This is a genomic window from Saccharopolyspora sp. 7B (assembly GCF_020177435.1).
In the GTDB taxonomy this organism is placed as follows: Bacteria; Actinomycetota; Actinomycetes; order Mycobacteriales; family Pseudonocardiaceae; genus Saccharopolyspora_C; species Saccharopolyspora_C gregorii.
This window is the reverse complement of record NZ_JAIUKC010000030.1, coordinates 50,712-72,321: the sequence shown is the minus strand read 5'-3', so window position 1 is coordinate 72,321 and position 21,610 is coordinate 50,712. Positions and strand designations below refer to the sequence as shown.

The following is a 21,610-nucleotide window of genomic DNA, read 5'->3' as shown; positions in this document are numbered from 1 at the left end:
CGGCGAGCCCGGCGGTGATCACGGCGGTGATTCCCACGAGGTGCGGCATGTCCGGTCCTCTCCGCGGAAGGGGTGGACGTCCAGTCTCGACCCGCCGCGTGTCACCGCCGTGACGGGCCGGTTTCCCGCTCGGGTCAGCCGTTGACACCGGTCTCGGTGACGCCGCGCACCAGGAACCGCTGCAACCCGGCGAACAGCAGCACGATCGGCAGGATGGACAGCGCCGCCGCCGCGAACAGCAGGTTCAGCTGCGGGTTCTGCGCGGTGAGCAGCGCGGACAGCGCCACCTGCACCGTCCACGACGACGAGTCCTGCGCGATGACCAGCGGCCACAGGAACGAGTTCCAGCTGCCGATGAACGTGATCGCCCCGATGGCCGCCAAAAACCCCGTCGAGTTCGGCAGCACGATCCGCCGGAACACGCCCCACCGCCCGAGCCCGTCGATGCGCCCCGCGTCTTCCAGATCGGCGGGGAAGTCGAGGAAGAACTGCCGGAACAGCACCGCGTTCAACGCGCTGAACAGCCCGGGCACCACGAGCCCGCGCAGGTCGGAGAGCCAGCCGAGGCTGGACACGAGCACGAAGCTCGGCACGAACGTCACCGAGGTCGGCACCAGCAGCGTGGCCACCACCGCGCCCAGCACCTTCCCGGAATGCCGGTAGGGGATGCGCGCCAGCCCGTACCCGGCGGCGGCGCACAGCACCAGCGATCCGGCGGTCTGCAGCACGGCGATCACCAGCGAGTTCAGCAGGCTGCGCGCGAACGGCACGTCGGTGGCCGACAGGAGTTCGGTGATGTTCTCCCAGCGCGGGTGGGCGGGCCAGAACGTCCAGTGCGGGGAGGTGATCTCCTCGCGGGTGGCGAGCCCGTTGCGCACCAGCAGGTAGAACGGCAGCAGGAACAGCGCCGCCGCGAGCAGCAGCGCGCTCCAGCGGGCGGCGGCGGCCGCACCGCGCCTCACCGCTGCCGCCCGGTGCCGAAGCCGAACACCTTGCCCTGCACCAGGGTCACCACCGCGATCAGCGCGGACAGGATCACCGCACCGGCGCTGCCGCGGCCGAGGTCCTGGCCGCCGGAGCCGAGCGCCGTGTAGTACAGGTACACCAGCGGCGGCCGACCGTACGGCGGGTAACCGCGGGCGTCGCCGAGGATGTTGTAGAACTCGTCGAACGCCTGGAACGCGCCGATGAGCAGCAGCAGGAGCACGGCGACGCTGGTGCCGCGTAGCTGCGGCAGCGTGATGTGCCGGAACACCTGCCAGCCCGGTTTCGCCCCGTCCAGCCACGCCGCCTCGTACAGGTGCCGCGGGATGCGTTGCAGCGCCGCGATGAACAGCAGCATGTAGAAGCCCAGCTGCAACCACAGCCGCGCGGTGATGAGCACGATCCAGTACAGCGGCGGGTCGGCGGTGCCGGTCCAGGCCACCGGTTCGACGCCGAACGCGCCGAGCGCGCTGTTGACCAGCCCGGAGCTCACCCCCGGGAACAGCGAGGTCTTCCAGATCAGCGCGGCCACCACGTAGGAGCAGGCGAACGGCAGGAAGAACACGGACCGGAAGAACGCCTTCGCGACCGGCAACCGGTCCACGGCGAGCGCGAGGGCGAGCGCGGCGGCGTAGGTGAGCGGCACGATGCCCGCGGCGAACGCGGTGAACGTGCCGAGGCTGGCGAGGAACGCCTCGTTGCCCAGCATCGCGGCGTAGTTGTCGACGCCGACGAACACCTCGGGCGTGACGGTGTTGCGGGCGTCGAAGAAGCTCAGGTACAGGCTCCACCCGATCGGCACGTAGGCGAACACGACGAGCCCGAGCAGCAGCGGGCCGACGAACAGCCAGAAGTCGCGGGCGTCGCGGCGGGTGCGGGCGCTCACCCGTGCAGGCGCTTCAACTCGGCGTCCGAAGTGGACACGACCTGCCGGGTCTCCGCCACGGGATCGGCGCCTTGGCGGGCGATGCGGAACAGCGCGTCGGACAACGCCGAGCCCGCCGCCGAAGTCCACATCGGACCGCCGACGAGGTGGGCGTGCTCCCGGGTGTAGCGCACCGCGTCGGCGGCCGGACCGGTGCGCAGTTCCGCCGCCCGGCCGGTGAGGCTGTCCCGGGCCGGCAGGTGGAAGCCGAACGCGGTGGCGAACTCCAGCTGGTGGTCGGTGCGGTCGACCCACAGCCAGCGCACGAAGTCCTTCGCGGCGGCCACGTCCGAGCTGCGGGCGTTGACCATCGCGCCGTACGCGCCGATCGGCACCGACGGCGCGCCCTGGTCGTCGAGGCGCGGGAACGGCAGCACGCCGAAGTCGTCGCCGAGAGCGGCCGCGACCTTCGGGATGTTCCACAGCCCGGTCCACTGCATGGCGGCGAGCCCGTCGATGAACGCGCTCGGATCGGACCAGTCGGCGGGTGCGCCGAGCAGCAGGCCGGAGTCGCCCAGTTCGGCGAGCTTGCCGAACGCGACGGCGGCTCGTGGATCGTCGAACCCGGTGCTCCGCTGGTCGGGGGTGAGGTAGTCCAGGCCCGCGGACCACAGCAACGGCCCGGCGAGCACGCCGACGCCGCCGTCGTTGCCGACGAACAGGCCGCGGGAGGTGGGCGAGTCGAGGCGCTTCGCCGCGTCGATCAGCTCGTCCACGGTCCGCGGCGGGCGCACGCCCGCGTCGGCGAGCCTGCTCTTGCGGTAGAACAGCACCTGCGTGTCCACGGCCTGCGGGATCGCGTACAGCCGCCCGTCGACGGTGGCGGTCGCCAGCACCTGCTCCGGGAAGTCGTCGCGGGCGTCGCCGAGCACGTCGTCCAGCGGTACCACCTGGTTCTGGCGCACCCAGTCCACCTTGACCTGCGCCTCGAACACGTCGGGGACCGCGCTGTTCTGCAACGCGGTGACGATCTACGAGTCGTAGTCGCCGGGGTTCCACTGCACCGAGACCTCGCCCTGCGGGTACTCGGCGGCGTAGCGCTGCACGGCCTCGTGCACGCCGTCCTCGCCGTAGGCGTGGTACCACTGCTGCAGCGAGCCGGGCGCCGAGCCACCGCGCCCCGTGTTGGAGCCGCAGGCGGCGGCGGTCAAGCCCACCGCGCCCAAGCCGATGCCGGCCAGCAGCGACCGCCGGGTGAACCCCGGTCCGCCGAGCCGCGCCGAGGACACCCCCGAAGTCGTTCTGCGCACGGCGGATGACGCTAGGACGCAAGATCGCGCAGGTCAACCGCTCCCACACCGTGGTCGTCGGTCGGTCCTGCGCCGCTCACCAGCACGACCACCCGATCACCACGCCGCTCACCCGCCCGATCCGTCCCCCGATGGAGTGGCGGGGGGCCCGGCCGCGTCCAGGTCACCGCTCGCCCTCGACATCGCCGAGCACGGCGCGCAGCAGCTCCGGCGTGATCGTTCCTTCCTCGGGCACCGCCTGCATCGCCGCGCGATAGCTCGTCCACCGCACGCACTGCGGCCGCACCCCTTCGGCCGCATCGACGACGGTGCCCGCGTCGATCTCGGCGCCGGGCGGGAAGGGGATCTCGTTCGCCCCGTACATCTCGCTCTCGGTGTTCTCCCCGCTGGTGGACACCACGCCGTCGCTCTCGCCGTGTCGCCAGTAGCAGGCGCCGCGTCCGCCGCGGAAACCGATCACGAGCTCCGCGGCCTCCTGTTGGAGATGCAGCACGACGCGGTCCGCCGCCGCGTACCGGGTCACCACACCCCCCGGACGTCACCGATCTGCACCGGAGTCCCGTCATCCAATCGCACGACGAGCGTCATCGTTCCGCCTTCCCGTGGGAGGTCCTTTGGTAGGGAAGATCGTTCAACGTCGACATGAGCCCCCGTTCGTCTCTGTGCCGCACAGCATGCCGGGCAACACCGACAGAGCGGGTTCGGGCTGACGGATGGACGCCCTGCTCGTCCGGGGCGAGCGGGTGGGAAAGAGCCTGGTGCACGCCGAGAACAGGAGGGTGGGCAGGTCTTGCACGAGCTTGCCGATGTATCCGCATGTGTCGGTGCGGTCGCTACGATCGAGGACTTGGCGTGTGAGGCGAGATCCGGCTCGTCGCGGACATCCTCGATCAGCGGGAGGCGTCGTGAGTGCACGGGGTTGGCGCAAGTCCAGCCGCTCCAACCCGAACGACAACTGCGTCGAAGTCGGGCGGTCAGCGGGCGGTGCCGCGGTGCGGGACACGAAGGACCGGGCCGCCGGGTACTTCGCGGTGCCGCGACCGCGGTGGTCGGAGTTCCTGGCGGCGCTCAAGTCGGGTCGCCTCGACCGCTGACGCCCGGTGAACGGCCCGTTCGTCCCACCGGATCGGACGAACGGGCCGTTCACCCGCGGTGCGTCAGCGGGAGGTGGACTTCTCCGGGCGGCTGCCGAGGGCTTCGCCGCGGCGGCAGGCCAGGTACCAGCGGTGCCCGTTGTCGTACCAGCGCATTCCCCTGCGCACGGCCGGAACCTGCGTCGCCTGGTGCATCCGGTACTGCCACGGCGACTGGGCGCCGCCGCGCGCGGCCATCGCGTACGCCACGTCCACCGCCTCCCGGTCGAGGTAGCGGTCCGCCCGCTCGAACCAGGCCATGCTGGTGCGCCCGGCCGCCTGCAGCGGGCGCAGCGCGCTGCGGCCCTGCTGGTCGAAGTCGCGCAGCGCGGTGTCCAGGTGCTCGTGGTCGTGCAGCTTCTGCGCCAGGATCATCGCGTCCATGATGGCCAGCCGGGTGCCGGAGCCGATGCTGAAGTGCGTGGTGTGCGCGGCGTCGCCGAGCAGCATCACGTTCTCGTACCGCCAGCTCCGGTTGAGCACCTGGGTGAACCGCTGCCACCGCGCCGCTTCGCCCCGGGAGCTGCTGATCAGCGAATGTCCTTCGAGGGGCTTCTCGAAGATCTTCTCCAGCAGCCGCACCGCGTCCTCGTCGCCGCGCTCGTCGAAACCGAGCGCCTTCCAGGTCTGCTCGGTGGTCTCCACGATGCAGGTGCTGACGCCGGCGCTGGACGGGTAGGCGTGGAACCAGATCCAGCCCGCCGAGGTCCGCTCGAACGCGAACGTGAACCGGTCGAAGACCTTGTCCGTGCCCAGCCAGATGTAGGGGTTGCTGCCCGTCTCCACCCGGGTGCCGAACTCGTCCTCGTGCAGCGAGCGCACCTTGCTGCCCGCCCCGTCCGCGCCGATGATCAGGTCGCTGTCGGCGAGCTCGTCGAGGCTCTGCACGTCCTGCTCGTAGTGGACGTCCACGCCCAGGTCGGTGGCGCGTTCGGCCAGCACGTCCAGCAGCGTCGCCCGGTTCACGCTGAACCCGTAGCCGCCGAGGAAACCGTAGTCGGTGCCGCCGAGGACGATCTGCTGCTCCTGCCACAGCGTGGACGCGGACCGGATCTGCTGCGCGCTCTCCGCATCGTTGGCGTACAGCGGATCGAGCAGGTTGTCCCAGTACACGACGCCCCACCCGTAGGTGGCGCCCGGCGGATCACGCTCGATGACGGTGATGTCGTGCCCGGCGTCGCGCAGCTTCGCCGAGATCGCGAAGTACAGCCCGGCCGGTCCAGCACCTACGCACGTGATCTTCATGGGCACCTCCTGGACGGGGGCGGCGGGTGGCCGCCCGGTTGTCGTTGCGCTGTCACGTGTGCTCCCGCGTCCCGCCGTTGCGCTGCGCGGGCGCGCCGTGCACCACTTCCTCCGACGGGTGGTGCAGGTGGTAGAGGTGCGCGTAGCCGTTGTTGCCCGCCAGCAGCTCCGAATGCGTGCCGAGGCCGGTGACCCGGCCGTGGTCCAAGTAGAGGATCTTGTCCGCGTCGGTGACGGTGAGCAGGTTGTGCGAGATGACGATCGTGGTCCGCCCCGCCATCAACCGGTTCAGCGGGCCGAGGATCCGTTGCCCCGCCTCGGCGTCCAGGCTCGCGGTCGGCTCGTCCAGCAGCAGGATCGGCGCGTCCCGGATCATCGCGCGGGCGATCGCGATGCGCTGGCGCTGCCCGCCGGAGAGCAACCTGCCGCGCTGTCCGACGCGCGTCTCGTACCCGTCGGGCAGCGCGGCGATGAAGTCGTGCGCGTCGGCGGCGCGCGCGGCGTCCACCAGTTCCGCGCGGTCCGCATCCGGTTTGCCCGCGCGGATGTTGTCCTCGATCGTGCCGTCCAGCAGCAGCGTCTCCTGCAGCACGATCGCGATGTGCGAGCGCAGCTCCTTCGGGTCCAGCTCGCGCAGGTCCGCGCCGTCCAGCGAGATGCTGCCGCGGTCCGGGTCGTAGAACCGCAGCAGCAGCTTCGTCAACGTCGACTTCCCCGCGCCGCTGGCGCCGACGACGGCGACGCGTTCCCCGGGCTCCGCGGTGAGGTCCACGTCGTGCAGCACCTCGTCGGCGGTGTCCGGGTAGTGGAACCCGACCCGGTCCAGCCGCACCGCGCCGCGCACCCGGTCCAGCCGCTTCGGGTTCCGCGGGGCGGGCACGTGCGGGCGCTGGTCGAACAGCTCCAGGATGCGTTCCGCGCTCGCCGCCGCCCCGTAGATCACGTTCGAGAGCTGGCCGAGGTTGCTCACCGGCGAGTACAGCTGCGACAGGTACACCAGGAACGCCAGCAGCCCGCCGAGGGTGATCCGGCCGGACGCCAGCTCCCAGATGCCGACGCCGACGATCGCCATGATCGCCAGCACTTCCAGCAGGTCCACCAGCGGCTCGAACAGGCCGCCGATGCGGGCCGCGGACAGCTCCGCGGACAGGCTGGACCGGCTCTGCCGGGTGAACCGCCGCACCTCCGCGGACTCGCGGCCGTAGGCCTGGATCAGCGGGGCGTTGCCGAGGCTTTCCTCCGCGACCGTGCCGATCGACCCGGTGCGGCCGGCGACCTCCCGGGACGCCGACTTGATGCGCATCGCGAAGAACCGCGCCACCGCCAGGAACAGCGGGACGACCAGCAGCGCCACCACCGTGAGCCGCCAGTCCAGGTAGAACAGCACCCCGGCGAACACCACGATCTTCACCAGCGACGCCACCGTCTGCGTGATGCCCGACAGCACCAGGCTCTCGATGGACGCCACGTCGGTGGTGAGCCTGCTCAGCGTGTCGCCGAGCCTGCGCCGGTCGAAGAAGTCCACCGACAACGTGTGCAGGTGGGTGAACACCCGGATCCGCAAGCGGTTCAGGAAGTGCTCACCGATCCACACCGTCAGGTAGCTCTCGCCGAACCCGACGACGCCCATCACGATCGTGATCCCCGCGTACGCGACGGCCACCAGCGGGAACAGCGAGAAGTCCCGCGGCGTCAGCACGTCGTCGATGAGGACCTTGAACAACCAGATCGCCGCCGCGTCCAGCAGCGGCGACACCAGCACCAACCCCAAGCTGAGCACCATGTACCAGCGGAACGGTCGCGCGTCCGGCCAGAACCGCCGGAACACCTCCCGCACCCCGATCGATGGCGCGGTCTCCACCAAACCCGCCTCTTCGGCGACCGGTGGATCGAACAACCACCGAATCGGTCCCCGCACGACTTACCCCCTGTTGCCGACGGGCGTGACGCCCGCACCAGGGAAGGTGCGGGCGTCACCCGGACGTTGAGCCAAGCTGTTACTTGCAGCCGCAGCCGTGGCCCCAGCCGTGTCCCCAACCGTGGCCCCAGCCCCAGCCGTGACCCCAGCCCCAGCCGTGGCCCCAACCGTTGCCCCAGCCGTGCTTGCGGCGGCGGTTGTTGTTCACGTACACGAAAACGCTGCTGCCTTTGCCCATCGCCATGCACCTTTCCGCATTGCCGACTTCCCCCGGAGAAGAACGTCATCGTCGACATTCCGCTCGTCGGTCGGTGTCGTCGTTGGACATCGGACCGCTGGTGATGCCGCCCGGGCCGGGCCCGGAGATCGGCGCACTCCTCCAGTGGCTTTCCGAAAGGTAGGTGCCCCCCATGTGGCGGAACAACCCGACCTGACAACGAGTAAACGCCATGTCACCGAGCTTGCACAGAGGACTATCGACCCTGATTTCCCGCTGAACCAACGGGTTCTGCTTTCCCGCGGTGCTGGCCGCACCCGCTCGCGCGTGGTTCCTTGTGGGGCGCCGGACACGAGGAGGAGCGGATGGACCTGCGCGCGTGGGTGGACCGGGCGGTGGCCGAGATCGTTGCGTGGCAACGGGAATTCGGCGAGTTCGCGCCGCACCCGGACGCCGTCGTGCCCGACGAGGAGTTCGGCCCCGCGTTCGCCGAACTGCTCGACCGGTTGCGCGGCACCTACCCGTTCCACCACCCCCGCTACCTCGGACAGCTGATCAAGCCGCCGCACCCGGCGGCCGTCGTCGGCTACCTGGCGGCGATGCTGCTGAACCCGAACAACCACGCGCTCGACGGGGGCCCGGCCACCACCGGGCTGGAGCGGGAGGCGGTGGACCGGCTCGCGGCGATGCTGGGGATGCCGGGCGCGCTGGGCCACCTCACCGGCAGCGGCACCATCGCGAACCTCGAATCCCTCTACGTGGCAAGGGAAACCCGGCCCGGAGCGGCCATCGCGCACAGCGCGGACGCGCACTACACGCACGCCCGGATGTGCCGTCTGCTGGGCGTGCGCTCGGTGCCGATCCCGGTGGACGCGGTAGGGCGGATCGACGTGGCGGCGCTGGATTCGCTGCTGGGGGACCAGGACATCGGGACCGTGGTGCTCACCGCCGGGACCACCGGGCTCGGTGCCGTCGACCCGATCCACGAGGTGCTGGACCTGCGGTGGCGGCACGACTTCCGGATCCACATCGACGCGGCCTGCGGCGGGTTCTTCGCGCTCATCGCCGACGACGCGCCGGACGGGGTGGCCGCCGCGCCGTTCCGCGCCATCGCCGAGTGCGACTCGGTGGTGGTGGACCCGCACAAGCACGGCCTGCAGCCCTACGGGTGCGGGGCGGTGCTGTTCGCGGACCCCGCGGTGGAGCGGTACTACCGGCACGAGTCGCCGTGGACGTACTTCACCTCAGCGGAACCGCACCTGGGCGAGATCTCCCTGGAATGCTCCCGATCCGGGGCCGCCGCTGCCGCGCTGTGGCTGACGCTGCGGGTGCTGCCGCCCACGCCGGACGGCCTCGGCCGGGTGCTGCGCGCGGGCAGGCGGGCCGCGCTGGGCTGGGCGGAGCTGCTGGCGGACTCGACGGTGCTGTCCGCGTACCAGCGGCCGGAGCTCGACGTGCTCGGCATCGTGCCCGCCGCGCCCGGCATGGCCGCGCTGGACGAGCGCACCCAGCGGGTGCTGCACGGCGGGATGCGCGCCGAGCCCGGCGAAGCCGTGCACTTGGCGGCGATGGAGGTCACCGCGGCCGACCTGGCGCGGCGCGGCCACCGGCTGCGCGCCGACGTGCCGACCGCGCGGGTGCTGCGCAGCGTGCTGCTGAAACCGGAGCACGAGCACTGGATCCGCCGCTGCCACACCGATCTGGAGGCGCTCGTCCGGCGCGCCGCGGAGTGAGCGGTTTGCTCCGCCGGGTGACCGGGCACCCGGGTGGGGCGCTCGCCGGATGACCGGACGGGCGCCGCACCGTGCCACGTTGATCGAAACCGGGGGTCCCATGTCCACTCGTTCGTCCGTCCGCGCCAGGAGGGTTCGCCCGGAGTTCCTGCACACCATGTGGGACGAGTCCCGCCGGATCGCCGACGCCCGCCACCGCTTCCTGCACGGCGGGAACCCCGAACCCCAGCGCGGCCGCACCGTCCCCGCACCGCGCTGATCCGGGTGGGCGATCCGCTCCGAACGGGCGGCCCGCTCACCGGACGATCTCCACGAGTCGACGGCCCACCAGTCCGCGCACGCCGGGCGGGTGGGCGTCGACGTGTCGGGCTGGGGTCCAGCCGGCGGTCCGGACGAGCGCAGGGCTCAGCCGATCAGCCAGCGGGTCACCGCGGTGGTGAGGGCCTCGGTCCACCGGGCGAGGAGGACCGCGCCCTCAGCGGCGGTCGCGCCCGCGGGGTCGCCTAGGACGCCGTTGGGGCTCACGGCGCGGACTCCGCCGCCGCGCAACCGGTCGATGATCCGGGGCAGCGGTTCGGTGCAGCCCGCGGCGGCGTCCGGGAGGGTGACCTCGCCCGGATGCAGGTGCAGCATCGCGGAGGTCTCGGTGCGTCCGGCGTGGCTGTCGTCGGCCGGCCCGTCCGGGCACCACGCCAGCACGCGCCTGCCCTCGCCGCGCAGCTGCTCGGCGGCCCGGTGCACTGTGGGCAGGTTGCCGCCGTGCCCGTTCACCAGCACCACCCCGGTGAACCGGTCCGCGGACCGCACCAGCTCCACCAGCAGCAGCCACAGCGCCTCGTGCCCGATGGAGAGCGTGCCGGGGAAGGCGGCGTGCTCCCCGCTGGCGCCGTAGGGCACGGCCGGGCCGACGACGACCTCCGGCAGCCGCCGGGCCAGCCGGGCGCAGAGCGCTTCGGCGATGGCGGTGTCGGTGCGCAGCGGCAGGTGCGGCCCGTGCTGCTCGGTGGCACCGAGCGGGATCGCCAGCACCCGCGCGGCGTCGTCGAGTTCGGTCCAGCGCAGCGCGCCCAGGCTCATCGCGTCGTCCTCCCGGTGAACCGCGGCAGCAGCGGCGCCGCGCACCGCTCCCGCGCGCACCCGGCCCACACCCCGCACCCGTAGGCGAGGTCGTCGAGCAGCCGCAGCGCGAACCAGCCGGGTCCGCGCCGGTGCCGCAGCGCCTCCCACGCGCAGGGCAGCGCCGCCACCAGCAGCACCGCGCGGCTCCGCCGCGAGACCAGTAGCAGCGGGAACCAGGCGCGCCGCGCCGCCTCCGCCAGCAGCCGCCCCGCGCCGAGGTGCCCGCGCACCGCCAGCCGCCACGCCTCCCGGTCCGGCACGCCGTGCGCCCGCAGCTTCCGCGGCAGCACGGCGGCGCTGCCCGTCGCTAACCCCGCGGCCAGCACCGGCCGCCCCGCCACCAGCGCCGCCCAGGACGCCGCGCTCCACGGCGACAGCCGGGCGCAGCAGAGCCTGCCCGGGTGGCGGCGGGCCAGCGGGGCGGCGGAGGTGCCGTAGTCGAAGCGCTGCCGCAGCCAGGACCGCAACCCGCTGCGCGGCCGGTGCCGCACCACCGACCCGGGCACGTAGCGCACCACCGCGCCGGAGTCGACGATCCGCCACACCAGGTCCACGTCCTCGCCGAAGCGCAGCGCCTCGTCGAACCCGCCGAGCTCGGCCAGCGCGGCCCGGCGCACCACGAGCGCGGCGCTGGGCACGTAGCCGACCCGGCTCATCGGCCGCACGCCCGCGGGCAGCGCCCCGAGGTCGAGCCCGCCGCGGTCGGCCTCGTAGCAGGCGATCGCCCCGCCGCCCGCGGCGCCGCGGGCGCGGGGCGCCACCGCGTGCACGGCGGGATCGGTGAACTGGCGCAGCAGCGGCGCGAGCCACCCCGGTTCGGGCAGCACGTCGGCGTCGAGGAACGCGACGAGTTCGGTGCGCGCCCGCCGCCAGCCGGTGTTGCGGGCGGCCGCGGGCCCGCGCGCGACCGGATGCCGGAGCTCGGCGGCGGGCTCCTGCGAGCCGTCGTCGACGACGATCCGGTGCGGCAGTTCGGCGGTCGCGGCCAGCACCCGCGCCAGGCCGGCCGGATCGTCCTTCACCGGCACCACCAGCGTCACGTCGGCGGGCCCCAGCTCGCCCGCGGGCGGCTCCGGGTGGGCGAGCCCGGAATCCAGCAGCCGCCGCGCCAGCGCGCCGCCCTCCCGCACCGGTTCGCCCGCGAACCACCGGTCCACCAGCCGCGCGGCGCGCGCCCCCACCCGCAGCAGCCGCACCGGGGAGCCGCCCAGCAGCACCTGCCCGTCGCGGGCGCGCCGCAGCGACGGGTCCGGCACCAGCCGCGTGCCCGGGGGGACCGGTGCGCTCATGCGGTGAACCCGCCGTCGGCGTGCACCGCGGTGCCGGTGATCGCGGACGAAGCGGGCGAGCACAGGAATTCGACCACGGCCGCCACCTCGTCGGGCTCCAAGATCCGTTCGGTGAGCTGGTGCTCCGCGAATTCGTCCACATCGGACAGACCGTAGATCTCGGCGGTGGCCCGCAGCATCTCGGTGCGCGTCGAGCCGGGGGAGACGGCGGTGGCGCAGATCCCGGTGCCGCGCAGGTCGGTCGCCAGCCCCCGCACCAGCCCCAGCACGGCGTGCTTGGCCGCGTTGTAGGAGGTGAGCCGCCACAGCCCGGTGTGCGCGGCCGCGGAGGCCAGCGCCACGAACCGCCCGGTCCGCGGCTCGGGACGGCGCAGCAGCGCGGGCACGGCGGCGCGCGCCAGGTGCGCGGTGCCGTCCACGCCGACGGAGAACGACGCCGCCCACTCGGACTCGTCGGCCTCCCAGAACGGGCGCCCGCCCGCCATGAGCGCCGCGGCGGCGACGGCAGCGTCCAGGCCGCCGAAGCGCTGCTCGGCGAGGGCGACCGCGTCGCGCAGCGCCCGCGGGTCCTGCACGTCGGCGGCCACGTCGAGCACGGCGCCCGGGTGCTCGGCGGCGAGCTCGGCCAGCTGCTCGGTGGTGCCCAGCGGGTAGGGCACCCGGGGGTCGTCGGCGCAGCGGTCCACCGCCACCACCCGCCAGCCGTGCTCGGCGAGCCGCCGCACCACCGCCGCCCCGATGCCGCGGGCCGCGCCGGTCACCACCGCCACCCGCTCAGCCATCGAGGTGACCCTCGGCGCGCAGGAATGCCAGCAGCTCGTCGGCGGCTTCCGCCGGGTCGTCGGTGACCACCACGCGTGGCGGGTCGGACCGCTGGCCGACGCCGGTCAGCTCCCGCAGCCGCCGCAGCGGATCGGCCCCGGCGGGCGCGGGCAGTTCCTTGGCGCGCGGCCGGTAGCCGTGCGCGGCGGTGAGCGGTGGCGGGTCCGCGGTGGCGCGGGCCGCGACGACCGGGACCTCGGCGGAACGCGCCGCCAGCACGGCGGGGAGCGCGGCGGTGCGCGGGCGCACCCCGGCGGCCTCCACCGAGCACACGGCGGGCAGCGGCACCGCCAGCCGCTCCCGGCGCCCCCGGTCCAGCCTGCGCAGTGCCCGCAACCGGCCGTCGGCGGCGGGTTCGGTGTCGAGGGACACCAGGCCGAGCGCCTGCGCGCAGCCGAACTCGGCGGCCAGCAGCGCCGGGGTGGCACCGGTCCCGCGGTCCGGCGAGTGGTCCCCGGTGAGCACCAGGTCGGGCGCGCCGAACCGCTCGCGGACCGCGGCGGCGAGCGCCACCGCCGTGCCCGCGCCGGAATCGGCGGCCCGCGGATCGGGTTCCCCGGCCGGTTCGACCCGCAGCACCTCGTCCGCGCCGGAGGCCAGCGCCGCGCGCAGCAGCTCGTCCGCGCCCGCCGGGGCGAGGCTCACCGCCGCGCACCGGCCGCCGGTGAACCCGGCCAGCCGCAGGCCCAGCTCCAGCGCCGCCGCGTCCGCGGCGGAGGCGCCCGCGGACCGGTCCGACGTCCGCACTCGGCCGGACAGCGGATCCACCTCGGCCCGCTCGTCCACCCAGCGCAGCGCCACCACCACGAACATCCCGCTCACCCCTTCCGGAACACGACGCCGTGCCCGCCCGCCGGGTACTCCCAGGTGATGGCGCCGCTCTCGTCGCACACCTGGTAGCAGGTGCCGCACTCGAAGCACTGCTCGTAGTTGAACAGGATGCCGCCGTCGTCGGTGGGCACGAACAGGTTCGCCGGGCACGCGGTCACGCACGCGCGGGTCGTGCAGGAGCGGCACACCTCGGTGTCCACCGCGATGTGCGGTTGCCCGGACACCCGGAAGTCCACGTGGGACATCCGCTCCTCGAAGGAGATGTCGTGGTACGGATCGACCATCGCCGTCCCTTCCTTCCCGTCCGATCAGCCGAAGGTCCGCAAGCCGGTGAGCGCGTCCTTGGCGAGGTCCCGCATCCGCACCCCGTTGCGCTTCGCGGCCCGGCGCAGCAACGCGCGGAACCCGGGTTTCGGCCGCGGGTTGTCCACCGCGAACACGGATTCGACGAAGTCGCACAGCAGGCCGGGATACCGCTGCTGCATCCGCTCGGACAGCACGAGCCCCGGCGCGTCGCGCAGCCGCTCGTGGTCGGCGAGCACGAAGGAGCTCCGCAGCGCGGAGCGGTACCCGGCGAGACCGGCCGCCGAGGTGTCGCCGGTGGCGAGCGCGGTGGCCGCGGCGCGGCCCGCGCACATGCCGGAGCCGAGCGCGAAGTTCACGCCCTCCAGCCAGATCCCCGCCGCCAGGCACATCCCGGCCGCGTCCCCGGCCAGCAGCAGCCCGTCGGCGATCAGCGGCGGCATCGTCCGGTAGCCGCCTTCGGGGATGAGGTGCGCGGAGTACTCGACGAGTTCGCCGCCGCGCACCAGCGGCGCGATCGACGGGTGCCGTTTCAGCTCGGCCAGCAGGTGCTCCGGGCGCACCTTCGCCCGCGCGAGCCCGCGCAGGCCGAGGACGAGGCCGATGCTCACCGATTCCGCGTTGGTGTAGAGGAATCCGCCGCCGGGCACCTTCCCGGTGCAGCCGAGCATCTCCACGTCCACGCCGCCGCTGCCGGTGACGCCGAAGCGCTCGTCGATGACCCCGCGCGGCAGCGCCAGCGTCTCCTTCACACCGAGGGTGGTGTGCGAGGCCTGGTCGCCGCCGAGCAGACCGGCCTGCTTCGCCAGGAACGAGTTCACCCCGTCGCAGGCCAGCACGACCCGCGCGGTGAGGTCGCCGTCCGGCCGGTCGGTGCGCACCCCGTGCACGGCACCGTCGGCGGTCCGCAGCAGCGACACCGCCACCGTGGACGGCACCAGCACCGCCCCGGCCCGCTGCGCGTGCTCGGCGAGCCACGGGTCGAACTCGGCGCGGTGCGTGGTGGCGCCGTTGTGCGGTGCCCGGCCCCAGTTCTCGTTGCGGAAGTCGACGGTCAGCGAGCGCTCCCCGGACAGCACCATCGTCTGCCTGCGGGTCACCCACCGCTGCACCGGCATCTCCTGCTGCCAGCCGGGGATCAGCCCGTCGAGGACCCGTCCGTAGACGACGCCGCCGTAGACGTTCTTCGAACCGGGGAACGGTCCGCGTTCCAGCAGCGCCACGCTCCGCCCGGCGCGGGCCAGTTCCAGCGCGGCGGCCGATCCGGCCGGTCCGGCGCCGACGACGATGGCGTCGAAGTCGTAGCGCTGCGGCCGCGGTATCGGCACGGCGGCGGTGGACGGCCCCGCACCGCGGTCAGACATGGTGCTCCTCCTCGATCCGGGCGAGCCTGCGCACCAGTTCGGCGAGCAGCCGTTGCGCGTCGGTGACGAGGCCGAGATCGGCCATCGCGGTCATGGGACAGCTGGCGTCGGTGTTCACCGACACCACGTGCCCGGGTGCGTCGAGCCCGCCGAGGTGCTGGGCGGCGCCGGACACCCCGAAGGCCAGGTACAGCTCGGGGGACACCACGGCACCGGTGGTGCCGATCTGCCTCCCGGGAGCGGTCCACCCGGCGTCGGTGACCACGCGGGTCGCTCCGACGGAGGCGCCGAGGGCGGCGGCGAGTTCTTCCAGCAGCGCCACCGATTCCGGCCCGGTCAGGTCTCCGCGGGCGAGCCCCGCCCCGGCGCCCAGCAGCCGACGCGCCTCGCCGAGCTCGGCGGTCGCCGGATCCGGTTCCAGCACCTCCAGCACCTCCGCGTCCGGAACCGGCGGAAGCAGAACGTCCACATCGGACACCTCGGGGGGCTCGCCCGCGGGCAGTGCCCCGCGCACCCCGGGCACCAGCGACACCACGCAGCGCGCCGGGGTGCGGACGGTCGCGGTGAGCCTGCCGTCCCAGCGCACCAGGTCCGTGCCCGCCGCGTCGGTGCGGGTGGCCCCCGCCAGCAGCGGCCGGTCCAGCGCGGCCGCCAGCCGGGGCGCGAGGTCCCGGCCGTCCGGCGAACCCGGCAGCACCACCCGCGGCACCTCCGCCAGCAGCGGCGCGAGCGCGGCGGCGTACGCGCCCGGCGCGAAGTCCCCGGCCTCCGCGCACCACGCCCGGCGCAGCGTCGGCAGCTCCACGACCGCCCGGCGGCAGCCGGAACCGACCAGCACCGCGGCGCCACCGGCCTCCGCGACGGCCTCGTCCCCGCCCACCGGCGGCCTGCCGTCCCGCACGACCAGCACCGCGACCACCTCCCCCTTCACAGCGCCACCGCCGCCCGATGTCCTTCCAGCACCGCCGCATGCGCCCGCCGCGGCGCCACGCAGTCACCGACCCGGTGGACGGGCAGCTCGCCGGACGCGGACAGCTCCAGCCACAGCTCCTCTTCGGGCTCCTGGTGCGTCGCGCACACCACCCAGTCGAACACCTCCGCGCCGCTCGCGCCGGTGGTGTGCTTGAGCAGCTGCACCCGCACCCGGCCGTCGTCCGCGGCGGAGGCGTCGAGCACCACCTCGTCGGTGGTCTGCTCGATGCGCTTGGCGGCGGCGCGCACCGCGAACGACTCCAGGTCCAGCGTGATGCCGAGGTCCTGGCCGACGACCATCCCGGGGGTGCTGATCCGCACCGCGCAGCCCCGGTCCGCGAGCAGCTCGGCCACCGAGGTCGCCTGGTGGAACCCGAGCTCGTCCACCACCAGCACCTGCCCGGACGGCGCCGCGCGTCCCTCCAGCACGTCCCGCACGTCCACCACGCGCGCCAGGTCGCCTGCCCAGTGCGGGCGCTGCGGCCGCGCGCCCGTCGCCAGGACCACCACGTCGGGTCGCAGCGCGCGCAGCGACTCGGCGGTGGCGTGCTCCCCGGTGCGGACCTCGACGCCGTACCGGCGGCACTCGGCGAGCGAATTCCGCACCACGTCGAGGAATTCGGCGCGCTGCGGCACGCTCGCCGCCACCGCGACCTGCCCGCCGGTGGTGGAGCGGCGCTCCAGCAGCGTCACCCGGTGCCCGCGCTGCGCGGCCGTCGCCGCGGCCTGCAACCCGCCCGGACCACCGCCGACGACCACGACCCGCTTCGCGGCGCGAGGTGACGGCAGCGGCACGGATTCCTTGCCGGTGCGGGGGTTCTCGATGCAGCCGAGCCAGCGGTTCAGGCCCATCCGGCCGACGCACTCCTGGTTGCAGGACAGGCAGGTGCGGATGTCGGCGGCGTGCCCGGAGCGCGCCTTGGCGGCGAAGTCCGCGTCGGCGATCTGGCCGCGCACCACGCCGATCAGGTCCGCGTGCCCGTCGGCCAGCGCGCGGTCGGCCTGCACCGGGTCCTTGAACCGGCCCACCCCGACCACCGGCAGCTCCACCGCCTTGCGCAGCGCGCTCGGGATGAACAGGGCGTAGCCGGGCGGCACGCTCATCGACGCCTCGATCATGTGCAGCGTGGCGGTGGCGACCCCGATCGAGGTGTTCACGTAGTCCACGGCGCGGGTCGCCTCGACCAGCCGCGCCACCGCCACCGCCTCGTCGATGGTGGTGCCGCCGTCGATGAGCTCGTCGCCGCACAACCGCACGCCCAGCGCCAGGTCGGGCCCGATCGCCGCGCGCACCGCCGCGACCAGCCGCAGCAGCAGCCGAGCCCGGTTCGGCAGCGCGCCGCCGTACTCGTCGGTGCGCGCGTTCGTGGCGGGGGACAGGAATCCGCGCACGATCGACGAGTGCGAGCACTGCAGCTCCACGCCGTCGAAGCCGCCGTCCCGGCAGTGCCGCGCCACGGTCGCGTACCCGGCGACGATCTCGTCGATCTCGGCGTGGTCCACGGCTTTCGGCACTTCGCGGAACAGCGGGTCCGGGATCGGCGACGGCGCCCACACCGGCAGCCGCGAGTACATCCCGGAGCCCTGCCCGCCGTTGTGGTTGAGCTGCGCGAAGATCGGCACCCCGTGCGCGTGCACCGCGTCGGTGATCCGCCGGTAGCCGGGCACGACCTCGGGGTGGAAGCCGTGGATCAGCTTCTCGTACGGCCAGTCGGTCGGATGGGTGGAGTGCTCCTCCGTGATGATCAACCCGGCGCCGCCCGCGGCCCGCGCCGCGTAGTAGGCGGCGTGCTGCTCGGTGGGCAGCCCACCGGCCGCGTAGTTCGTCAGGTGGGCGGAGAACACGATGCGGTTGGCGACGGTGACCGGCCCGAGCCGCAGCGGCTGGAACAGGTGCCGGTACCGGCCGGTGGCGCTCATGCCGGCACCGCCAGGTCGCGGACCAGGGCGAACGCGGCGCGCCGGCCTTCCCGGACGGCTTCGTGCGCGGTGCGCGGCGCCACCCGGTCGCCGACGGTCGTGCCGAAGTCCGGCGGCGGAGCGGGGTCGGGCAGCCGGTGGCCGCAGTGCACGACGAGCTCGGCGGGCAGGGTGCGTTCGGCACCGGTGAACACGTCGGCCAGCAGCACGTCGCCGGGCCGCACCGCCCGCAGCGCGCTGCGCTTGGCGAGCACCACCCCGGCGCGCTGCAACCGCGCGTTCGCGTCCGCCAGGTCGCCGGTGCGGGCGAGCTGGGTGCCGATCACCGGGTCCTGGCTGATGATCGAGACCTCCCGCCCGGTGGCGGCGAGGAGTTCGGCGACGGCGACCCCGGTGGCGTCGCCGACCGGGTCGAACACGGCGACCGGACCGTCCGGCACCACCAGGTCGAGCCGCCCGTCCCGGACCGCGCGCAGCAGGTCGGCGGCCTCCAGCACCGTTCCGGCGCTCTCGTAGTGCCGCGGTCCGGATGCGGAACCCGTTGCGGCGACGAGGAATTCCCCCGGTTCGGGTCGGGCGTCCGCGCCGGTGGTGATCGGGACGCCGAGCTCCCGGACCTCCGCGACGAGCCAGTCGACCAGCGCGCCGAGCCGCCCCCGGCCGGGCAGCAGCGCCGCGAGCGCCAGCATCCCGCCGAGCCGGTCGGTGCGCTCCACCAGCCGCACCGGGTGCCCGCGCAGCGCCAGCACCCGTGCGGCCTCCAATCCGGCGGGCCCGCCGCCCGCGACGAGCACCGGCCGCCCGTCGCCGGTGCCGCCCGGGACCGGATCGGTGGTCTCGTGCCCGGTGCGGGGTTCGCCGAGGCAGCTCACCAGCGGATTGCGGTCGTCGCGTACCCGGCACTGCTGGTTGGTGAGCGTGCACGGCCGAACCCGCCGTCCCGCCCGGACCTTCCGCACCAGAGCCGGATCCGCGAGCTGGGCGCGCGTCATCTCCACCAGGTCCGCCGTCCCGTCGTCCAGCGCGGCCTGCGCCTGCGCCGGATCGACCACGGACCCCTGCAACACCACCGGAGCCGCCCCGGCCACGGCCTCGCGCACCGCGCGGCACAGCTCCCGGTTGAACCCGGGTTCCGCGTGCGCGTCGGGCGTGGTCGCGGCGGTGCCCATCGCGGAACCGCGCACCACGGCCAGGTAGTCCACCTCGGGGGCGAGCGCGGCGGCGAGCTCGGCGCCCTGCTCCGGGGTGATGCCGGCCCACGGCGCGAGCTCGTCGCAGGACAGCCGCAGGCCCAGCACCCGGCCGGCGCCGCGCTCGGCGCGCACCGCGGCGAGCACTTCCCGCAGCAGCCGGGACCGGTCGGTGCCGTACTCGTCGGCGCGCTGGTTCGTCAGGCCGGACAAGAACTGGCGCAGCAGCGAGAACTGCCCGGCGCCGATCTCCACACCGTCCACATCGGACTCGACGGCGATCCGGGCGGCGGTGGCGAAACCTGCGAGGAGAGCGCGGATCTCGCGCGGTTCCACCGCCATCGGCAGTTCCCGGCTCGCCACGTCCGCGACCCGCGACGGCGCCCACAGCGCCGACTGCGACCGCGCCGACGAACCCTGCGAGCCCGCGTGCCCGAGGCCCGCCAGCACCAGCGTCCCGTGCGGCCGGCAGGCCGCCACGACCGCCGCCCAGCCCGGACCGCACTCGGCGGCCAGCGGGGCGCGTTCGTAGGGCCAGTCCGAACCGTGCGCGCTCGCGACCTCGGTGACCACGACTCCGGCGCCGCCCGCGGCCCGCTCGGCGTAGTGGGCGGCGTGGGCGCCGGACAGCGCGCGCCCGTCGCCGAGGTTCGTCTCGTGCGGCCCGAACAGCACCCGGGACGGCGCCGCGCGCCCGGCGAGCCGCACCGGCTCGGTGAGCCCGACCGCAGATCCGCTCATGTGGTGGGAGCCTTCCGTGGGAAGCGGGTGACCGGACCCGCCGGGTTCGGCCGGGCCGCTCGGGTCAGGGGCGGAAACCGGCGAGGGGACTGGTGTCGCAGGCCCGGTCCGGCACCGGCTGCTCGTCCGGCGGGCCCCAGCCGATGCCGACCGCGACCGGTTCCGGCCGCCGCCGGGGCGCGGTGCGGTGCGAGTGGTCCTTGTCCGGTTTCGGCACCGCGGCCCCGACCCCGGCCAGCGCGCGTTCCCCGTTGCCCAGCACGCATTCCGGGTCCGGCCCGTCCAGCGGCAGGCCGGTGAAGAACTTCGCCGCCATGCACCCGCCCTGGCACGCGTCGTAGGCGGTGCAGGACGTGCACGCGCCGCCGGCCTGCGGCGCGCGCAACCGCTCGAACAGCTCGGATTCCCGCCACACCGCGCCGAATCCGCCGTCCTCGCGCACGTTGCCCGCGAGGAATTCGGAGTGGATCGCGAACGGGCAGGCGTAGACGTCGCCGATCGGGTCGATCAGGCACACCACGCGTCCGGCGCCGCACAGGTTCAGCCCCGGCAGCGGCGTGGAGCCGAGCGCGTTGAGGTGGAAGAACGAATCCCCGGTGAGCACGCCCTCGCCGTGCGCGACGAGCCAGTCGTAGATCTCCCGCTGCTGCCCGGCGGTCGGGTGCAGCTCGTCCCACACGTCGGCGCCGCGCCCGGACGGCCGCAGCCGGGTGAGGCGCAGCTGCGCGCCGTGCTCGTCCGCGATCTCCTGGAACCGGTCCAGCTGGTCGACGTTCTCCCTGGTCAGCACGACGCTGATCTTGAAGTCGCGGAACCCGGCATCGCGCAGGTTGCGCATCGCCGCCATCGCCGTGTCGTAGGAGCCCGTCCCGCGCACCCGGTCGTTGACCTCCGCGGTCGCCCCGTCGAGGGACAGCTGCACGTCCACGTAGTCGGTGCCCGCCAGCCACCGCGCCCGCTCCGGCGTCAACCGCACCCCGTTCGTGGAGAACTTGACCCCCACCTGGTGGTCCACGGCGTACTCGACGAGTTCCCAGAAGTCGGCGCGCACGGTCGGCTCGCCGCCGCCGATGTTCACGTAGAACACCTGCATCCGCTGCAGCTCGTCGAGGACGGCCTTGCACTCCGCGGTGGACAGCTCGCGCGGGTCGCGCCGCCCGGACGCGGACAGGCAGTGCACGCAGGACAGGTTGCACGCGTAGGTGAGTTCCCAGGTGAGGCAGATGGGGGAGTCCAGGCCGTGCTGGAAGTGCTCGACAAGCCGCATGTGCGCCTCCTCGCGGGGCGGTTCAGTCGCGGGGCCGGATGGTGCCCGCCTCGCGCAGTCCGGCGAGGGCGGTCAGGTAGCGCGGGTGCTGCTCGGCGGGCACACCGGCGGCGGTGAGCGCGGCGTGCACGTCCGGCTGGTGCTCCAGTTCGCGGACCACGGCGACGAGTTCCGGCGTCTTCAGGAACGACAGCCGCCGCGTGGTGAAGTCGTAGACGAGCGCCCCGAAGCGCTCCGGGCGCAGCGAGACGGCCGGGCTCAGCCGGTGCGGGGGGGCGGGGGGGGACCCCGCCCCCCCCCCCCGGGGGGGTGGCCCCCCCCCACCCCCCCGGGGCCCCCCCCCCCGCCCCCCCGGGCGGCCCCCCCCCCCCCGGCCGGGGGGGGGCG

20 protein-coding genes and 1 pseudogene are annotated in these 21,610 nt (G+C 74.1%); 3 read left to right on the top strand and 18 right to left on the bottom strand.

The features are described from left to right. Window positions 1-134: 134 nt before the first annotated feature. The 4 genes and pseudogenes from LCD33_RS06375 to LCD33_RS06360 all read right to left on the bottom strand — a co-directional run bounded on the left by LCD33_RS06375 (window position 135) and on the right by LCD33_RS06360 (window position 3,682). Window positions 135-962 carry a carbohydrate ABC transporter permease gene (locus tag LCD33_RS06375; protein WP_224955544.1) on the bottom strand — a complete coding sequence of 276 codons (828 nt, stop codon included), beginning with the start codon at window positions 960-962 and terminating at the stop codon, window positions 135-137. Next, window positions 959-1,870, bottom strand: coding sequence for a carbohydrate ABC transporter permease (locus LCD33_RS06370; protein ID WP_224955545.1), 912 nt, complete (start codon window positions 1,868-1,870; stop codon window positions 959-961). The genes LCD33_RS06375 and LCD33_RS06370 overlap by 4 nt, the downstream gene beginning before the upstream one ends. Further along, window positions 1,867-3,066 (bottom strand): annotated as a pseudogene (locus tag LCD33_RS06365) (ABC transporter substrate-binding protein). The gene LCD33_RS06370 and the pseudogene LCD33_RS06365 overlap by 4 nt, the downstream one beginning before the upstream one ends. Before the next feature lie 256 nt (window positions 3,067-3,322). After that, the gene (locus LCD33_RS06360) at window positions 3,323-3,682 is read right to left on the bottom strand and encodes an Imm1 family immunity protein (RefSeq protein ID WP_224966047.1); all 360 of its coding nucleotides are present in this window, start codon (window positions 3,680-3,682) and stop codon (window positions 3,323-3,325) included. A 382-nt stretch (window positions 3,683-4,064) separates the two neighbouring features. On the opposite strand from LCD33_RS06360, the gene LCD33_RS06355 reads away from it, so the two are divergent. Then, window positions 4,065-4,253 carry a DUF397 domain-containing protein gene (locus LCD33_RS06355; protein ID WP_224955547.1) on the top strand — a complete coding sequence of 63 codons (189 nt, stop codon included), beginning with the start codon at window positions 4,065-4,067 and terminating at the stop codon, window positions 4,251-4,253. Between the two features lie 63 nt (window positions 4,254-4,316). On the opposite strand, the gene LCD33_RS06350 is transcribed toward LCD33_RS06355, so the two are convergent. From LCD33_RS06350 to LCD33_RS06340, 3 genes are all read right to left on the bottom strand, one after another. Then, window positions 4,317-5,537 carry an FAD-dependent monooxygenase gene (locus tag LCD33_RS06350; RefSeq protein ID WP_224955548.1) on the bottom strand — a complete coding sequence of 407 codons (1,221 nt, stop codon included), beginning with the start codon at window positions 5,535-5,537 and terminating at the stop codon, window positions 4,317-4,319. 52 nt (window positions 5,538-5,589) lie between these two features. Then, window positions 5,590-7,398 carry an ABC transporter ATP-binding protein gene (locus LCD33_RS06345; protein ID WP_224966048.1) on the bottom strand — a complete coding sequence of 603 codons (1,809 nt, stop codon included), beginning with the start codon at window positions 7,396-7,398 and terminating at the stop codon, window positions 5,590-5,592. 136 nt (window positions 7,399-7,534) lie between these two features. Continuing rightward, window positions 7,535-7,693: a hypothetical protein gene (locus LCD33_RS06340; RefSeq protein ID WP_224977615.1), complete on the bottom strand. Its 159-nt coding sequence runs from the start codon at window positions 7,691-7,693 to the stop codon at window positions 7,535-7,537. Between the two features lie 344 nt (window positions 7,694-8,037). Between LCD33_RS06340 and LCD33_RS06335 the strand changes: the two genes are divergently transcribed. Together LCD33_RS06335 and LCD33_RS06330 are read left to right on the top strand one after the other, a co-directional pair. After that, a complete protein-coding gene (locus tag LCD33_RS06335) occupies window positions 8,038-9,405 on the top strand; it encodes a pyridoxal-dependent decarboxylase (RefSeq protein ID WP_224966049.1) in 1,368 nt (455 codons plus the stop codon). A 100-nt stretch (window positions 9,406-9,505) separates the two neighbouring features. Next, window positions 9,506-9,664, top strand: coding sequence for a hypothetical protein (locus tag LCD33_RS06330; protein WP_224955551.1), 159 nt, complete (start codon window positions 9,506-9,508; stop codon window positions 9,662-9,664). Between the two features lie 146 nt (window positions 9,665-9,810). Here the strand turns inward: LCD33_RS06330 and mftE are convergent, their stop codons facing one another. The 11 genes from mftE to mftB form a co-directional block, all read right to left on the bottom strand. Next, entirely contained in the window at window positions 9,811-10,482 is a 672-nt protein-coding gene (gene mftE / locus LCD33_RS06325; RefSeq protein ID WP_224966050.1) for a mycofactocin biosynthesis peptidyl-dipeptidase MftE, read from the bottom strand. Further along, window positions 10,479-11,813, bottom strand: a complete 1,335-nt coding sequence (gene mftF / locus LCD33_RS06320) for a mycofactocin biosynthesis glycosyltransferase MftF (RefSeq protein WP_224977614.1) — start codon at window positions 11,811-11,813, stop codon at window positions 10,479-10,481. Before mftF ends, mftE begins: the two co-directional genes overlap by 4 nt. Then, entirely contained in the window at window positions 11,810-12,595 is a 786-nt protein-coding gene (locus LCD33_RS06315; protein ID WP_224977613.1) for a mycofactocin-coupled SDR family oxidoreductase, read from the bottom strand. Before LCD33_RS06315 ends, mftF begins: the two co-directional genes overlap by 4 nt. After that, window positions 12,588-13,448 (bottom strand): mycofactocin-associated electron transfer flavoprotein beta subunit, encoded by an 861-nt coding sequence (locus LCD33_RS06310; RefSeq protein ID WP_224977612.1) that lies wholly within the window; start codon window positions 13,446-13,448, stop codon window positions 12,588-12,590. Before LCD33_RS06310 ends, LCD33_RS06315 begins: the two co-directional genes overlap by 8 nt. A 5-nt stretch (window positions 13,449-13,453) precedes the next feature. Further along, entirely contained in the window at window positions 13,454-13,750 is a 297-nt protein-coding gene (locus LCD33_RS06305; RefSeq protein ID WP_224955556.1) for a ferredoxin family protein, read from the bottom strand. A 24-nt stretch (window positions 13,751-13,774) separates the two neighbouring features. Next, on the bottom strand, window positions 13,775-15,133 hold the full coding sequence (locus tag LCD33_RS06300; RefSeq protein WP_224966054.1) for an FAD-dependent oxidoreductase: 1,359 nt from the start codon (window positions 15,131-15,133) through the stop codon (window positions 13,775-13,777). Next, complete coding sequence (locus LCD33_RS06295; RefSeq protein WP_224966055.1) at window positions 15,126-16,064, bottom strand: mycofactocin-associated electron transfer flavoprotein alpha subunit; 939 nt, start codon at window positions 16,062-16,064, stop codon at window positions 15,126-15,128. Before LCD33_RS06295 ends, LCD33_RS06300 begins: the two co-directional genes overlap by 8 nt. Beyond that, complete coding sequence (locus LCD33_RS06290) at window positions 16,061-18,025, bottom strand: mycofactocin system FadH/OYE family oxidoreductase 2 (RefSeq protein WP_224966056.1); 1,965 nt, start codon at window positions 18,023-18,025, stop codon at window positions 16,061-16,063. Before LCD33_RS06290 ends, LCD33_RS06295 begins: the two co-directional genes overlap by 4 nt. Continuing rightward, the gene (locus LCD33_RS06285) at window positions 18,022-19,956 is read right to left on the bottom strand and encodes a mycofactocin system FadH/OYE family oxidoreductase 1 (protein ID WP_224966057.1); all 1,935 of its coding nucleotides are present in this window, start codon (window positions 19,954-19,956) and stop codon (window positions 18,022-18,024) included. Before LCD33_RS06285 ends, LCD33_RS06290 begins: the two co-directional genes overlap by 4 nt. A gap of 64 nt (window positions 19,957-20,020) precedes the next feature. After that, a complete protein-coding gene (gene mftC / locus LCD33_RS06280; protein WP_224966058.1) occupies window positions 20,021-21,223 on the bottom strand; it encodes a mycofactocin radical SAM maturase in 1,203 nt (400 codons plus the stop codon). 22 nt (window positions 21,224-21,245) lie between these two features. Then, the gene (mftB, locus tag LCD33_RS06275; RefSeq protein WP_224966059.1) at window positions 21,246-21,485 is read right to left on the bottom strand and encodes a mycofactocin biosynthesis chaperone MftB; all 240 of its coding nucleotides are present in this window, start codon (window positions 21,483-21,485) and stop codon (window positions 21,246-21,248) included. Window positions 21,486-21,610: the final 125 nt, after the last annotated feature.